We start from the raw sequence: 13,660 nt of genomic DNA on the forward strand, positions 1-13,660 counted from the left end.
TCCTTCCCTAGGCGCCGAAGATCCCGTCCACCAGTACCGGTGCCGCCGTGCTGCTGTCCACCGCCCCGGCCAGCTCGACGTCCGCGGCCAGCCCGGCCTCGGTGAGCTCTCGTCCGGACACCGAGTCTGCCAGCAGCTCCGGCACCCGGTCGGCCACCGCGGCGAACGCGGTCGCGGCCAGCTCGGCCTCGCTGGATCGCCCGTGCCGCAACCCGTGCGCGATCGCCCCCGCGCCCAGGTAGTCCTCCAGTGAGGGCCGCAGCGGCCGGGCCGGGTCGATCCGCCAGCGCTCGCCGCCGGCGATGATCCCGATCGGCCGGTCCCCGGCCAGCTCCAGCGCCTTGGCCGCCACCGCGCTCGCGTTGCGCAGGCACCCGGCCAGCACGGTGGCGCCGGTCGCGGCCGCCCGCGCGCACAGCGTGCCGCCGTTGGGCGAGGACAGGCCGAGCAGCGTGCCCCCGGGCACCCCGGTCAGCGAGGAGGGCCGCAGCGACCACTTCTCCTTGGTGGCCACCGAGCCGGCCGGGCTGGTGTGCAGGCCCAGCCCGGCGATCACCGCGCCGCGCGCCTCCGCCGCCCGCTGCGCGCCCTCATCGGCGCTGGCGAAGGGCAGCACCCGCGCGCCCCGGCCGACCACCACGTCCACCGTGGTGGTGAACACCAGCACGTCCACCACGACCAGCACCGCGCACCGCGGCGCCAGCACCGCCACGCCCTCCCCGCCCCACTCCAGCCGCACCCGGAAGCCGTCCTGCCCGAAGACCGTCATGTGACCAGCCTCGCAAAGCCGACCGCCCAGGTCAGGCGAATATCGGGGCTGGCAGACTGCGTGCCCGTGCGCGTTTACCTTGGTTCCGACCACGCAGGCTTCGAGCTGAAGAACCACCTCGTCACCCACCTGACCGAGCAGGGTCACGAGGTGGTCGACGTGGGCCCCCACACCTACGACGCCGAGGACGACTACCCGCCGTTCTGCGTCGAGGCCGCCCGCCGGGTGGTCGCCGACGAGGGCAGCCTCGGCCTGGTGATCGGCGGCTCCGGCAACGGCGAGCAGATCGCCGCGAACAAGGTCCCCGGCTGCCGTGCCGCGCTGACCTGGAGCGTGCAGACCGCCCAGCTGTCCCGCCAGCACAACAACGCCCTGGTCGCCGGGGTGGGTGCGCGGATGCACAGCACCGAGGAGGCCACCGCGATCGTGGATGCCTTCCTGACCACCGAGTTCTCCGCCGAGCCCCGGCACGCCCGCCGAATCGGCCTGCTCAGCGAGTACGAGCGCACCGGCGAGCCGCCTGCTTTGCCGAGCGCCTGAGGGGGTAAGCCAGCCGGGTGAGTCGATCTGCCTGGCTGGCCACTCCGCTGGTCGCGACCTTCGGCACGCTGCTGGGCGTGCTGGCCCTCTACTTCGGCGAGGCGGCACTGGTGCCGTGGCTGGCCGGGCCGGGCGACCCGCCGTGCGGGCAGCCGGACTGCGTGCTCGGCGTCGGCCTGCAGATGATGCTGGCCGGGGTGGTCCTGGTGCTGGTCGCGGCGGTGGCCGGGGTGTGGCTGGGGCTCAGGAACCGGGAGACCGCGGACCGGGCCTCGGCCGTGCTGCGCGGGTTCGTAGTGTGTGGCTACTGCCTGCTGGCCTACGCGATCCAGTCCGTGGTCGCCTGGTGGCCGAAGTAGCCGACGAGGAGCGCTGAGTTGCCCGAGGGCCACACCCTGCACCGGTTCGCCCTGCTGCACCACCGCCAGTTCGCCGGGCACCGGGTCGAGGTGTCCAGCCCGCAGGGCCGCTTCGCCACCGAGGCCGCCGTGGTGGACGGGCGGGTGTTCGAGTCGGCCGAGGCGCACGGCAAGCACCTGTTCCACCACTACGGCGATGTCACCGTGCACGTGCACCTGGGCCTGTACGGCACGTTCAGCGAGCGCGAGCTGCCGGTGGAGCCACCGCAGGGCCAGGTGCGGATGCGCCTGGTCGGCCCTAGTCACTGGACCGACCTGCGCGGCCCGACCGCCTGCCGCCTGCTCGGGGACACCGAACTCGACGCCCTGCGCGCCCGCCTCGGCCCGGACCCGCTGCGCGCGGACGCCGACCCGGACCGCGTCTGGGCGAAGATCAGCAAGTCGAAGACCTCGATCGCGGCGCTGCTGATGGACCAGGCGGTGCTGGCCGGGGTCGGCAACGTCTACCGGGCCGAAGTCCTGTTCCGGCACCACATCCCGCCGCTGCGCGCGGGCCGCGACCTCGGCCGCGCCGAGTGGGAGACCATCTGGGCGGACCTGGTCGAGCTGATGTCCGACGGCGTGCGGGCCGGCCGGATCGACACGGTGCGCCCCGAGCACCTGCCCGGGGCCACCGGCCGGGCGCCCAGGGTGGACCGGCACGGCGGCGAGGTCTACGTCTACCGCCGGGCCGGACTGCCCTGCCTGGTGTGCGGCACACCGGTGGCGATGTCGGAGCTGGTCAGCCGGAACCTCTACTGGTGCCCCGGCTGCCAGCCGGACTGATCACCAGTCGTCGCCACCGCCGAAGTCCATGCCGCCGAAGTCGCCGAAACCGTCGGCCAGGCTCTCGCCCATGTCGCCGAGGCCCTCGCCGATGCCGCCGATGAGGTCACCGGCCATGCTGGCGATCGCCACGCCCGCCATCCCGGCGAACATCGCGCCGAAGAGCATGCCCGCGCCCGAGCCCCAGGAACCGGTGGCCCTGGCCGGCTTCCAGATCGGTTCGCTGTACCAGCCCTGCGGCAGCGGCCTGCCGGCCACCATGCCGCCGGGGAAGTAGTGCGGGGTGTGCGAGCTCGGCGTGCGCGCCACCGCGTACTGGTGGCCCTCCACGGTGACCTCGCGGTCCTCCGACACCGTGCCGGCGCTGCGCTGGCCGTTGAGGTCGGGCAGCGCGGGACCGGGGTCCATGTCCATCGCGACCCTGGCCGCCCGCACGTAGTACAGGCCCTCCATCGCGGTCTGCTTGGCCAGCTGGGCCTGCGCCGCCGAGGTGGCCTGCTCGATCTGCGAGCCCGCCGCGGTGTAGCTGCCGGAGGCGTCGGCCAGCGCCTGCCGGGCCGCCTCGTTGGTGCCGACCAGGTTCAGCACCTGGCCGCCCAGCCGCTCGATCCAGCGGCGCGCGTCGGCCTTCTCGTCGTTGAGCTGCTGCTGTGCCCGCGCGGCTTTCTGCCGGGACGCGTACAGCACCCCGCCCACGATGACCACGGCGAGCAGCAACAGCACGATTGCCGTACTCAAGGGTGCCTCCCGATAGCAGGGCGCCGCGGGTGGCTCCCGCGGTCACCCTCTCCAACGGGCTACCCCCGCGAGCCGTTCCCCACCGCCGGGTGAGTCAGGGCACTCAGAAGTTCTCGATGGTGTGCGGCGCCGGATCTGTCAGGAATGCCCGGCTCAGCGGCGCCAGCGCGCCCGGCCGCAGCTCGCGCACCCGGCCCGCGGCGGCCAGCGCGGTCAGCCGTACCCCGCCGAGGAAGGCCGAGGCCAGCTCGGTCGTGCTCAGCGCCAGCTCCGGCTCGTCCTCGGTGCGGGTCACCTCGGCGTGGCCGTCCGCGCCGATCCGCAGCCGCCGGCGCCCGGCGTTCCACGGGCAGAACTCGTCGGTCAGCTCCAGCACGGTCTCCAGCGGCCCCGCGTAGCGCCGCAGCGGCAGCGCGCGGTCCACGTCGACCAGCCGCAGCCACAGCGCGTCGCAGCGCCCGCGCCGGACCGCGCGCGGGTCGGCCAGCAGGTGCGGCAGCGGGTCGTCCGGCGCGGCGCACCAGTAGTCGGCCAGGCCGGCCAGGTCCGCGTCGAGCAGGTGCCGCCAGAGCGCGGCGTAGCCGACCGGGCCGGTGGTGACCAGCTCGTGCACCTCCACCGCGAGCACCTGGCGCTGGTGCATCCGGAACAGCGCGTAGCCCTCGGGGTGCACCGCGAACCGGAAGGCCTGGCGGCCGTTGCGCTGCTGCGTCCCGTCGAGCAGCCGGTAGTGCCAGGCGTCGGTGTCCCGCTCCAGCCAGCCCGGGGTCTGCGCGGCCACCTTGGCGTGCAGCTCGCGCATGAGCGGTTCGGCGACCTCCCTGGACACCTCGCGCACCCGGTCGGTCCCGGTGTCCACGGTAGGCAGGAACCTGGCGCCCTTGTCGATCTCGATCTCCAGGCGCTCCACCGCGACCCCGTAGCCGTACCGGCCGTAGATGCCGCCCTCGGAGGCCCACAGCGCGGCGAACGGGTCGCCGCCCTCGGCGTGCAGGTCGTGCAGCAGCGAGCGCATCACCCCGGTGAGAGCGCCCCGCCTGCGCTGCCCAGGCGCGACCGCGACCATGGTGACCCCGGCGAAGGAGTGCGCGCCGGTGCCCGGCAGCGTCATCCGCCTCGGCCAGATGCCGCCGCCGCCGATCAGCTCCGCGCCGTCGAAGGCCCCCCGGAAGCGGGCCGGGTCCCACATCCGGAGCTGGGCCTCGCGGGCGGGATCGTCGGGCTCGCCGTAGAAGGCGGTGCGGCAGATGTCGAGGTGCTCGGACAGGGTCGAGGCGGTGAGCGGGCGGACCGTCAGCGTTGAGGTCATGCCCCGTTGCTACCGCAGGTTGTGGACGGGCGCGAACGGATTTGGGCAGGGTGGGCTGATGCGCCCCGAAGCACTGCACACGGCACTGGGCACCGCGGTGGCTGAGTTCCAGGCCGCCGTGACCTCGGCCGGACCGGACGCGCCGGTGCCCACCTGCCCAGGCTGGACCGCCGACGCGCTCACCGCGCACCTGGCCTCGGTGTTCGCGCTGGTCGCGGACTGGATCCGCACCGGCCGCAGGCACCCGCCGAGACCGGTCCCGGCGGCCGCGCCGGACGCCTTCGCCACCGCCTCGGCCACCCTGCTGGAGCTGCTCGACCCCGGCCAGGCCAGCCGCCCGTACCCGACCTGGTGCCCGTGGGACCGCACGATGGGGTTCTGGATCCGGCGGATGGCGCACGAGGCGGTGATCCACCGGGTGGACGCCGAGTCCGCGCTGGGCGCGGTCACCCCGGTGCCTGCCGAGCTGGCCGCGGACGGGGTGGACGAGGTGCTCACGCTGTGGCTGGGCGCTCGCCAGCCGCCGGCTGTCAGCGGCGAACACGTTGTGCGGCTCGAGGTTCCGGGCCGGGAGTGGACGATCGGGCTGAACCCCTCGGTGGTCGACTTCTGCGACGGCGCCGAGCCGGAGGCGGTGCTGCGCGGCCCGGCCAGTGCACTGGACCTGTGGCTGTGGGGCCGGGGCGATGCGGCCGGGCTGACCGTCGAGGGCGACCCGGCCGCGGTGGCCGCGCTCCGGTCCGCGGTCGCCGCCGTCACCTGATCGCGCTGCGCCAACCAGGTGAGTTTCCGCCGGTTGCCGGGTGCCGCCCTGCCCGACCGGGCTTCGCGTGACCACCCGTTCAGTGGAACAACTCGTGACTCTAAGTTATCACCCGAGAAGGTTGCGACGACCAGATGGTGGCAAGATCGATATCACTGCTTGTCACCGTTGCGGTCGGTATCGGTCGACTACGAGGCGTGTTCGCGTTCTCACTCGATCGGGAAGCGACAGCCGCCGGAATTCCCGGTTAACTAACGGCCTGTGCGGCCCGCGACCCGCACGGAAAAACCGAACAAATCCCCCGAGAAGCGCTAGCTCGAAGGAGTGGACGTCACCACAGGTGGCTAGGTAGCAGGACGCCGTGCTGGTGTAACTCCCCGGTAACGGGACACCAGCGCGGCTTTCACCATTCCCGCTATTCGAACTGGCGAGCCGCCGAAACACCCCGCCGGTGGAAATCGGTGAGATCCGGGTCCTCGTTCTCGAATGCCTTCTCCAACTGCGCCCAGCCGACACGCTGCGCGAACTCCGCCTCGCTGCTGGTGATCGGGATCAGCCAGGTCAGCTGCACCGGCCGCTCGCCCACCGTCACCGTCCGGAACTCGTCCGGCAGATAGACCGGTAACGCCGCGTAGAACGCGGTCAGCTCGTCGACCGGGAAGATCTGCCCCCTAGGCCCGATCACCTGCCCCCGCGCCAGCCCCGCGCCGGCGCCCAGCAGTTCGGCCCCGACCTGGTCCAGCAGCGCGGGCACGAACTCCTGCAGTTCCCCGTCCCTGGTGTGCATGACCAGCTCCTGCCACACCCAGCCGCCGGGCAGGTCCAGCCGGTGTGCGGACAGGCCGATGGTGGCGTGCGTGCGCACCCCGCCGAAGGGCCGGTCCGGGCCGAACCGCACGATCCGGAACGGCATCGGAGTGCCGGTGTCGTCGGTGTCCCACTCGTGTTCCGGCGGGCCGAGGTGGCGCTCCAGGTGTCGGATCAGCTGCACCAGGCGGAGTCTGCCCCGGCCAGCGGTGGCTGTCTGTGGGGCAGAGGCGTGAACCGGTGGCAGGATCTCCGCCATGACCAAGGCCGATCTGCTGCTGTTCTGGGGCCACCGGCCGGAGCCCGACGGGAGCGTCGGCAAGGGCTGCCTGAGCCAGTGGTGGCCAGCCGAGCTGGACGACGACGGCCTGCGGCTGCGCAGCGCCGAGCACTACATGATGTTCCACAAGGCGCTGCTGTTCGAGGACCAGGACACCGCGGCCAAGATCCTGGCCGCCGACAACCCCGGCGAGGCCAAGACCCTCGGCCGCCAGGTCCGCTCCTTCGACTCGGCTACCTGGGCCGCCCGCCGGTTCGACATCGTGGTCGCGGGCAACCTGCTCAAGTTCACCCAGCACCCCGACCTCGGCGCCTACCTGCTCGCCACCGGCGACCGGGTCCTGGTCGAGGCCAGCCCGCTCGACCCGGTCTGGGGCATCGGCCTGGCCGCTGACGACCCGAGGGCCGCCGACCCCGCGCAGTGGCCGGGGGAGAACCTGCTCGGCTTCGCCCTGATGGCGGTGCGCGACCGCCTGCGCGCCGCCGCGTAGTCGTCACCGCGCCGTCGAACGCCGGTCACCTGAGGACGTAGGCTCAGTGGGCAGGCGTGTCGAGGAGGTTCGGTGCTGTACAGGTTGCTCAAGCGGCTACTGGGTCGGCTGGTCCGGTTGGTGTGGCGCCCCACGGTGATCGGGCTGGACAACCTGCCCAAGAAGGGCGCGTTCATCCTGGCCGCGAACCACCTGTCCTTCGCCGACAGCCTGATGCTCCCCCTGGTCGTCCCCCGCCAGGTCGCCTTCCTGGCCAAGGCCGAGTACTTCACCGGCAAGGGCGTCAAGGGCGCCATCATGCGCTGGGTCTTCACCGCCCTCGGCCAGATCCCGGTCGAACGCGGCAAGGGCCGAGCCGCCGGCCAGGCCCTGGACACCGCCCTGGAGGTCCTGCAGGCAGGCGGCGCCTTCGGCATCTACCCCGAGGGCACCCGCTCCCGCGACGGCCAGCTGCACCGCGGCCACGTCGGCGTCGCCCGCCTCGCCCTCACCAGCGGCGCCCCGGTCATCCCGGTCGGCCTGATCGGCACCGACCGCCTCCAGCCCGTCGGCAAGAAGATCCCCCGCATCCGCCCGGTCACCATCCACTTCGGCAAGCCGCTGGAGTTCAACCGGTACGACGGGATGAACGAGTCCCTGCCGATCCTGCGCTCGGTGACCGACGAGATCATGTACCAGATCATGGAACTCTCGGGCCAGGAGTACGTCGACCGCTACGAGAAGCCCCCAGCCGCCGCCTGATCCGCTTCTTTCCCGCTTGGGCTGAATTTTTCCGCTCTGCTCGGCACTTCTCGGTAGTGTCTTCGCCACGTGCGACAGCAGGGAGGGCTGGCCGTGGCGGGGTTGGACGTTGTTCGACTGCTGGACACATTGCGGGTCAACACCGCATCAGGACAACCTGCGCGCCACCAGCCGCTTTTGTTGTTGTGGGCGGCTGGCAGGGCGGCCCGCGGCGCGGCACGGATGACCTCGTGGCAGTCGGTCCGAGCGGAGCTGACCGACCTGCTCGACAAGTTCGGTCGCCCCGGCGCGAAGGCGAGTCCGGAGTATCCCTTTGTTGCGCTGGCACACACCGCGTTCTGGGAGTTGGACGGACACAGCGAAGCGGTGCCAGCGGCGCACAGTTCCGGGGTGGCGAGGTGGCTGACGCGCAACAAGCCGTCTGGCGGTCTGACCGCGCCGGTGTACCGCATTCTGGCCACAGAGCACGGCCGGCGCAACGCGTTCGCCCGCAAGATCATCGACCGCTACTTCCCCGGCGAAGACACCGAGGCACTGCTGGCCGCCGTGCAGTTGGGCGACCTCACCTTCGATCGCTTTGGTGAGGTGCCCTGGGCCCCGGTGGGTACCCACTTCGTCGATCGGGACGCAGCCTTCTACGCCCACGTGCACCGCCAACGTCAGGCAGGCATCTGCGGCAAGCAGTCTGAGTGCGCCCAGTCCATCGTCGTCAGTGGTGGTTACGAGGATGACGAGGACCTAGGTGACGTCATTATCTACACAGGTCAAGGCGGCAACGAAGGAAAGAAGCAGATTGCAGACCAGACGCTAACTCTTGGCAATAAGGCGTTGGCAAACAGCTGCGAGGAAGAAGAGCCCGTTCGGGTTATTCGCGGCTACAAGGGAGATCCTCGGTTTTCTCCGGACTCGGGGTATCGATACGACGGCCTCTATCGTGTGGCGGCATACTGGTCCGAAAAGGGTAAGTCTGGCTTTCTTGTGTGGCGCTACAAGATGGTCAAGTATATCCTCTCTGGTATCGAGGTTCCGCTGGCTGAGGCGGTAGCCAAGGCGGAGAAGACTGCCCTGACTGCACCGCCTGGTGCGGCGAAGCCAGGGCGCAAGTCGCAGCTCAGCAGCAAGATTGACCGATCCATCAAGGTGGTCAAGTGGGTCAAGAAGAAGCACGGCAGTAGGTGTCAGATCTGCGGCTTGCGGCTAGAAGTGCCCAATTCCTATTATGCGGAGACGGCGCACATCAAGCCGCTGGGCACCCCATTTGACGGTCCGGACGTGCCGGAGAACACCCTCTGTCTGTGCCCGAACCACCATGCCCTGTTTGATCGCGGTGCCGTCCTTATTGAGGATGACCTGACGATCGTTAACGAGATAACCGGCAAAGAAATGGGCACGCTGGTGACGGTCGCCGGGCACAATATCGAGGTGGAATACCTGGCTTGGCACCGCAACTACTTCCGCAACCGTGCCATCAGCTAGCCCCGGTCCGGGGTCGCCAGCGGCACCAGCTGCCGGTCCCCGACCCTGGTCAGCAGCGCCAGCGGCTTGCTGGCCAGGGTCAGTGCCAGGACCACCCAGCGCGGCTTGCCCAGTTCGCGCGCGATCGGTCCCGCGAAGGCCGCCATCAGCGCCGTCAGCCCCGGCAGTGGCCGCACCGACAGCGTGATCGCGGAGATCAGCCCCTCCGCGTTCAGTTCGACCCGCGCCGTCTCCTCCAGCTCCTGCCCACCCACGGTCGCCGTGTGCACCAGCACCCGCGTCCGCTCGTCACCCACGTCAGACCGGTACCGCAGCCCCTTCAGCTCCCGCAGGGCCACGGTCAGCACCGCGCGCACCTCGGCCTTGCCCTCGAACCGCACCCGCATCGTCAGTGGCGAGTGCAGCACCACGTCCTCGGCCAGGGTCGCCAGCACTCCCGTCAGGTCTCCGGCCTCACCGGCGGTGCGGTAGCGCTCAGTTGTCGTGCTCATCGTGGTTCCCCTCGGTAGTGGTCAGTCCGTGCAGTCCGCGCCAGATCAGGTCCGCGGTCAGCGCCTCGATCTGCGGCCGGGTGACCTCCGGATTCCGCAGCCACCAGGACGCCATCGCGTTCACCGTCCACTTGGTCGCCTCCGCCAAGGCAGCCGCGCCCTGCTCGCGGGACAGTCCTGGCGGCAGGCCGAGGTGCGGAATCCGGTGCAGCAGCGCGGTCAGCGCCGCCGACGCGTCGTCCTGACCACGCTGGTGGGCAGGCGCGACAGCCGGATCAGCGGGCGGTTCGCCGAACAACAACCGCCACCCCACCTCATTGCGCTCGATCCACCCGAAGATCAGCGACAACGTGTGCCGCACCAACCCCTCCGGCGACAACGAGCCAGGCGGAGCCCCCCAAGCAAGGTTCAGCTCAGCGGCATGCTCCTCGATCACCGCCCGGTACAACGCATCCTTGTCAGCAAAGTGGTCGTACAACACCGGCGTGGTAACCCCCGAAGCCGCAGCCACCTCCCGCATAGAGGCCCCCACAAACCCCCGAGCCGCAAACACCCCACCAGCAGCCCGAAGAATCACCCCCCGCCGCTCAGCAGGGCTAAGACGCTTACGAGACCCGTTACCTGACATCAGTTAGGTACCGTACAGCAAAACCTAACCCCCGTCAGGTAGCGACGCGAAGCGAGCAGAAGGGGGTCCGGGGGCGAAGCCCGCCGGCGTGGGGGCGCGGGGGCTCGGCCCCCGCTGAAATGGCGAAACGCCCCGGGGAAGCGCAAAGCGCGACCACGGGGCGTGCGGCGTGGAGCGGGCGACGGGAATCGAACCCGCGTAGCTAGTTTGGAAGACTAGGGCTCTACCATTGAGCTACGCCCGCGTTGGAGCCCGGTTGCCTGGGCTCCGGTGTAAGGGTAGCGGGTCGCACGGTATGGTCTGCACGCGGTACCCCGGGATGTGGCGCAGCTTGGTAGCGCATCCGCTTTGGGAGCGGAGGGTCGCAGGTTCAAATCCTGTCATCCCGACTCGACCTCTGGCCTCCCCATGCCCACGGAGAACGTGGGCCTTGGGGAGGTCGTCGTAGCGTTTACCCGGGGGCCGAGCCCCCGGACCCCACGGTGCGGTTGGTGCTGAACCAGCCCGGTTGCGTGTGTGGGTATGTGTGGTTAGTCGTCCAGGCCCAGTCTTACGCCGTAGCGGATCAGGGCGTGTCGGTCTGGTAGGTCCAGCTTGTTCTGGAGTCTGCTGATGGTGTTGCGGACTGTCTTGGGGCTCACCAGCAAGCGTTCGGCGATTGTCGTGGTGTCCAGGCGTTTTGCCAGTAGGCGTAGGAGTTCGTGTTCTCGGTCTGTTAGCTCGTGGGGTGGGGCTGGGGCTGTTAGGGGTTCGCCGGTGCAGGCCTGGTCGATGGCTGCTCTTAGTTCTGTGGGGCCCGCGCCTTTGAGTAGGTAGCCGGTGGCGCCTGCCTTGATGGACTTGAGGATGGCCTCTTGGTCTTCGGAGACGGTGAGCACGACCACGCGGATGCTGGGGTCCCTGGCCAGGATCTTGGTGGTGGCCTCGTAGCCGTCCATGACGGGCATGGCCAGGTCCATCAGGACCAGGTGGGGGGCTGTCTCGGCGGCCAGGCGGACCGCTTCGAAGCCGTCGGCGGCCAGGCCGACTATCTCGTGGCCGTCGCCGCGGAGCAGGTCGCGCAGGCCGATGCGGAACAGGGGGTGGTCGTCGGCGATCAGGATGCGCAGGGGCGGCGGCATGGGGGGGCGGGGCTCAGTGGTGGCCGGGCAGGGCGGCGAAGACGCAGCCTTCGGCGTCGGCGGGGAAGGTGTCCGCTTGCACGCCCGCCATCGGTTTGCACCACAGGTGGCGGAGGCCGAGCTTCTCCGAGCCGAACTCGGCTGAGGTGACCGCGAAGCCGTTGCCGAAGCCGAAGTCCGGGTTCTCCGTGATGGTGCCCTCGCGCAGGCCGCGCAGCCAGAACTCCTGCATGGACTTGATCTTGTCAGGTTTGAGCAGCACCAGGCCGATCTTGGCGTGTTCCGGCACCGCGCAGGTGGCCCACTCGGCGATGAACGGCTCGTACCGCAGGGCGCGCACCTCGCCGAGGTAGCCGGGCAGCTCCGCCTTGCTGACAGTTCTGGCGTCCGTGCAGGCGCCGGTCTTCTGCTTCATCCAGTCGATCAGCGCGGTCATCGAGGGCATCGGCTCGCCGAGGGCGGCCGAGCCGGCGCGCGGGCCGCTCGCGGCGCTGGTCGGGCCGCCGTGCGCGTGCGCTGGGTGAGCTGGTTGGCCGTCGCCGCAGGCCGCCAGTAGGAGCAGCCCGGTGAGCAGTGCCGGAAGTCCTTGCCGCCAACGGGATCTCGTCATCGACTCGCCCTCTCCCTGAACGGACCGGCGGCGGGATGATCCGAAACTGAGCGTAGGCAAGCAGGGGTTCGGGCACAACGGTTCCGGCGACGCGGGGTCAGCGCTCGATCACGCTGAGCGGCTGGTTCGCGGGGTGTTGGCGCACCCGCGACCGAAGTACTCGGCGGGTGCGCTTAGACTCGCCGGAGGACCCGGCGCCGCTGGCGTGCGGGTGTTGGCACGCGCCTGTTTTTGTTCGCACGAGGAGAATACGTGAAGAGCACCGTCGAGCAGCTGAGCCCGACGCGCGTCCGGATCAACGTCGAGGTGCCGTTCGACGAGCTCAAGGCGAGCTTCGACCGGGCATACCGCAAGCTGGCCAAGCAGGTTCGGATCCCCGGCTTCCGTCCGGGCAAGGCGCCCGCGCGGGTGCTGGAGAACCGCCTCGGCCGTGGCGTTGTCCTGGACGAGGTCGTCAACGAGGCCATTCCGGCGAAGTACCTGGAAGCCGTCAACGCCGGCGAGGTCAAGACGCTGGGCCGCCCCGAGATCGAGGTCACCAAGATCGAGGACGGGCAGAGCCTGGAGTTCACCGCCGAGGTCGACATCCGTCCGGAGATCACCGTGCCCGCCTTCGGCGAGCTGGCGGTCTCCGTCGAGGACGTCGAGGTCACCGAGGAGGACGTGACCAGCCAGCTGGACGAGCTGCGCGCTCGCTTCGGCAGCCTGGTCGGCGTCGAGCGCCCGGCCGCGACCGGCGACTTCGTCTCGGTCGACCTGTCCGCCACGGTGGACGGCAACGAGGTCGAGGACGCCCGCACCAACGGCCTGTCCTACGAGATCGGCTCCGGCCAGCTCGTCGAGGGCATCGACGAGGCCCTGGTCGGCGCGTCGGCCGGCGAGACCAAGTCGTTCACCACCACCCTGGTGGCCGGTGAGCACGCCGGCCGCGAGGCCTCGGTCAACGTCACCGTGCAGACCGTCAAGGAGCGGCAGCTGCCCGAGCTGGACGACGAGTTCGCCCAGCTGGCCAGTGAGTTCGACACCCTGGACGAGCTGAAGGACGACCTGCGGACCCGGCTCGCCAGGGTCAAGGCCATGCAGCAGGGCATGGAGGCCAGGGACAAGGTCCTCGAGGCCCTCCTGGAGGCCACCGAGGTGCCGATGCCGGAGGCCGCGGTGGACGCCGAGGTCGAGGTGCGCAAGCACGACGCGGTGCACCGCTTCGAGCACGACGAGGCCCGCTTCGCCGAGTGGCTGTCCACCCAGGGCAAGACCGTCGAGGAGTTCGACGCGGAGACCCGCGCCGAGTCCGAGCGCACGGTCAAGACCCAGCTGGTGCTGGACGCCATCGCCGACGCCGAGCAGACCACCGTCTCGGACAACGAGCTGACCGAGCGCATCGTCTACCAGGCGCAGAGCTTCGGCATCAGCCCGGACGAGTACGTGCAGCGGGCCCAGCAGTCCGGCCAGCTCGGCGCGATCTACGCCGACGTGCGCCGCGGCAAGGCGCTGGCCGGTGTGGTGGCCCAGGCCACGGTGACCGACGCCTCCGGCAACAAGGTCGACCTGGACGAGCTGTTCGGCAACGTGAACAAGAAGGACGAGCCGGAGAAGGCCGAAGCCGCTGCTGAGTGATCATCAGCGACGGTTGCCGATAAATTCCGGAACACGCTGTTAGCGAACGCGGGCGGTGTCGGGAGTACGACACCGCCCGCGTTCGTTAGGGTCGTT

At 70.3% G+C, this 13,660-nt stretch carries 16 protein-coding genes, 2 tRNA genes and 1 pseudogene; 9 read left to right on the forward strand and 10 right to left on the reverse strand.

Translation table 11 applies throughout. The features are described 5' to 3' along the window. Window positions 1–7: 7 nt before the first annotated feature. Entirely contained in the window at window positions 8–769 is a 762-nt protein-coding gene (locus N8J89_RS06825) for a 2-phosphosulfolactate phosphatase (protein WP_283663501.1), read from the reverse strand. 66 nt (window positions 770–835) lie between these two features. Between N8J89_RS06825 and N8J89_RS06830 the strand changes: the two genes are divergently transcribed. Genes N8J89_RS06830 through N8J89_RS06840 form a run of 3 tightly spaced genes read left to right on the forward strand, consistent with a single transcriptional unit; the run spans window position 836 to window position 2,493 of the window. Continuing rightward, window positions 836–1,309, forward strand: a complete 474-nt coding sequence (locus N8J89_RS06830; protein ID WP_283663502.1) for a ribose-5-phosphate isomerase — start codon at window positions 836–838, stop codon at window positions 1,307–1,309. A gap of 17 nt (window positions 1,310–1,326) precedes the next feature. Then, window positions 1,327–1,668, forward strand: a complete 342-nt coding sequence (locus N8J89_RS06835) for a hypothetical protein (RefSeq protein ID WP_283663503.1) — start codon at window positions 1,327–1,329, stop codon at window positions 1,666–1,668. Window positions 1,669–1,686: 18 nt separating this feature from the next. Next, window positions 1,687–2,493 carry an Fpg/Nei family DNA glycosylase gene (locus N8J89_RS06840; RefSeq protein ID WP_283663504.1) on the forward strand — a complete coding sequence of 269 codons (807 nt, stop codon included), beginning with the start codon at window positions 1,687–1,689 and terminating at the stop codon, window positions 2,491–2,493. Here N8J89_RS06840 and N8J89_RS06845 read toward each other — a convergent pair whose 3' ends face one another. Next, window positions 2,494–3,231, reverse strand: a complete 738-nt coding sequence (locus N8J89_RS06845; RefSeq protein ID WP_283663505.1) for a hypothetical protein — start codon at window positions 3,229–3,231, stop codon at window positions 2,494–2,496. 103 nt (window positions 3,232–3,334) lie between these two features. Beyond that, the gene (locus N8J89_RS06850; protein WP_283663506.1) at window positions 3,335–4,540 is read right to left on the reverse strand and encodes a GNAT family N-acetyltransferase; all 1,206 of its coding nucleotides are present in this window, start codon (window positions 4,538–4,540) and stop codon (window positions 3,335–3,337) included. 58 nt (window positions 4,541–4,598) lie between these two features. Here N8J89_RS06850 and N8J89_RS06855 point away from each other — a divergent pair, with 58 nt between their 5' ends. Then, window positions 4,599–5,303, forward strand: coding sequence for a maleylpyruvate isomerase family mycothiol-dependent enzyme (locus N8J89_RS06855; protein ID WP_283663507.1), 705 nt, complete (start codon window positions 4,599–4,601; stop codon window positions 5,301–5,303). A 415-nt stretch (window positions 5,304–5,718) separates the two neighbouring features. Here N8J89_RS06855 and N8J89_RS06860 read toward each other — a convergent pair whose 3' ends face one another. Continuing rightward, window positions 5,719–6,294: a suppressor of fused domain protein gene (locus N8J89_RS06860; protein ID WP_283663508.1), complete on the reverse strand. Its 576-nt coding sequence runs from the start codon at window positions 6,292–6,294 to the stop codon at window positions 5,719–5,721. 73 nt (window positions 6,295–6,367) lie between these two features. On the opposite strand from N8J89_RS06860, the gene ybiA reads away from it, so the two are divergent. From ybiA to N8J89_RS06875, 3 genes are all read left to right on the forward strand, one after another. Then, window positions 6,368–6,880 (forward strand): riboflavin biosynthesis intermediates N-glycosidase, encoded by a 513-nt coding sequence (gene ybiA / locus N8J89_RS06865; RefSeq protein WP_283663509.1) that lies wholly within the window; start codon window positions 6,368–6,370, stop codon window positions 6,878–6,880. 72 nt (window positions 6,881–6,952) lie between these two features. Continuing rightward, complete coding sequence (locus N8J89_RS06870; protein ID WP_252486564.1) at window positions 6,953–7,621, forward strand: lysophospholipid acyltransferase family protein; 669 nt, start codon at window positions 6,953–6,955, stop codon at window positions 7,619–7,621. Window positions 7,622–7,714: 93 nt separating this feature from the next. Further along, window positions 7,715–9,097, forward strand: coding sequence for a YDG/SRA domain-containing protein (locus tag N8J89_RS06875; RefSeq protein WP_283663510.1), 1,383 nt, complete (start codon window positions 7,715–7,717; stop codon window positions 9,095–9,097). Here the strand turns inward: N8J89_RS06875 and N8J89_RS06880 are convergent. The 4 genes and pseudogenes from N8J89_RS06880 to N8J89_RS06895 all read right to left on the reverse strand — a co-directional run bounded on the left by N8J89_RS06880 (window position 9,094) and on the right by N8J89_RS06895 (window position 10,460). After that, window positions 9,094–9,588, reverse strand: a complete 495-nt coding sequence (locus N8J89_RS06880; protein WP_283663511.1) for a nuclear transport factor 2 family protein — start codon at window positions 9,586–9,588, stop codon at window positions 9,094–9,096. The genes N8J89_RS06875 and N8J89_RS06880 overlap by 4 nt on opposite strands. Continuing rightward, the gene (locus tag N8J89_RS06885; RefSeq protein ID WP_283666386.1) at window positions 9,572–9,949 is read right to left on the reverse strand and encodes a hypothetical protein; all 378 of its coding nucleotides are present in this window, start codon (window positions 9,947–9,949) and stop codon (window positions 9,572–9,574) included. Before N8J89_RS06885 ends, N8J89_RS06880 begins: the two co-directional genes overlap by 17 nt. 84 nt (window positions 9,950–10,033) lie before the next feature. Then, a pseudogene (locus tag N8J89_RS06890) lies at window positions 10,034–10,216 on the reverse strand (TetR family transcriptional regulator); the annotation flags it as partial. A gap of 170 nt (window positions 10,217–10,386) precedes the next feature. Then, a tRNA-Gly gene (locus N8J89_RS06895) sits at window positions 10,387–10,460 on the reverse strand. Between the two features lie 71 nt (window positions 10,461–10,531). On the opposite strand from N8J89_RS06895, the gene N8J89_RS06900 reads away from it, so the two are divergent. After that, window positions 10,532–10,605, forward strand: a tRNA-Pro gene (locus N8J89_RS06900). Window positions 10,606–10,746: 141 nt separating this feature from the next. Here N8J89_RS06900 and N8J89_RS06905 read toward each other — a convergent pair. Continuing rightward, on the reverse strand, window positions 10,747–11,337 hold the full coding sequence (locus N8J89_RS06905; protein WP_283663512.1) for a response regulator transcription factor: 591 nt from the start codon (window positions 11,335–11,337) through the stop codon (window positions 10,747–10,749). Window positions 11,338–11,350: 13 nt separating this feature from the next. Further along, window positions 11,351–11,947 (reverse strand): hypothetical protein, encoded by a 597-nt coding sequence (locus N8J89_RS06910; protein ID WP_283663513.1) that lies wholly within the window; start codon window positions 11,945–11,947, stop codon window positions 11,351–11,353. 252 nt (window positions 11,948–12,199) lie between these two features. On the opposite strand from N8J89_RS06910, the gene tig reads away from it, so the two are divergent. Then, window positions 12,200–13,564, forward strand: a complete 1,365-nt coding sequence (gene tig, locus N8J89_RS06915) for a trigger factor (RefSeq protein ID WP_283663514.1) — start codon at window positions 12,200–12,202, stop codon at window positions 13,562–13,564. Window positions 13,565–13,660 lie beyond the last annotated feature (96 nt).

This window comes from Crossiella sp. CA-258035, from assembly GCF_030064675.1.
Taxonomy (GTDB): domain Bacteria; phylum Actinomycetota; class Actinomycetes; order Mycobacteriales; family Pseudonocardiaceae; genus Crossiella.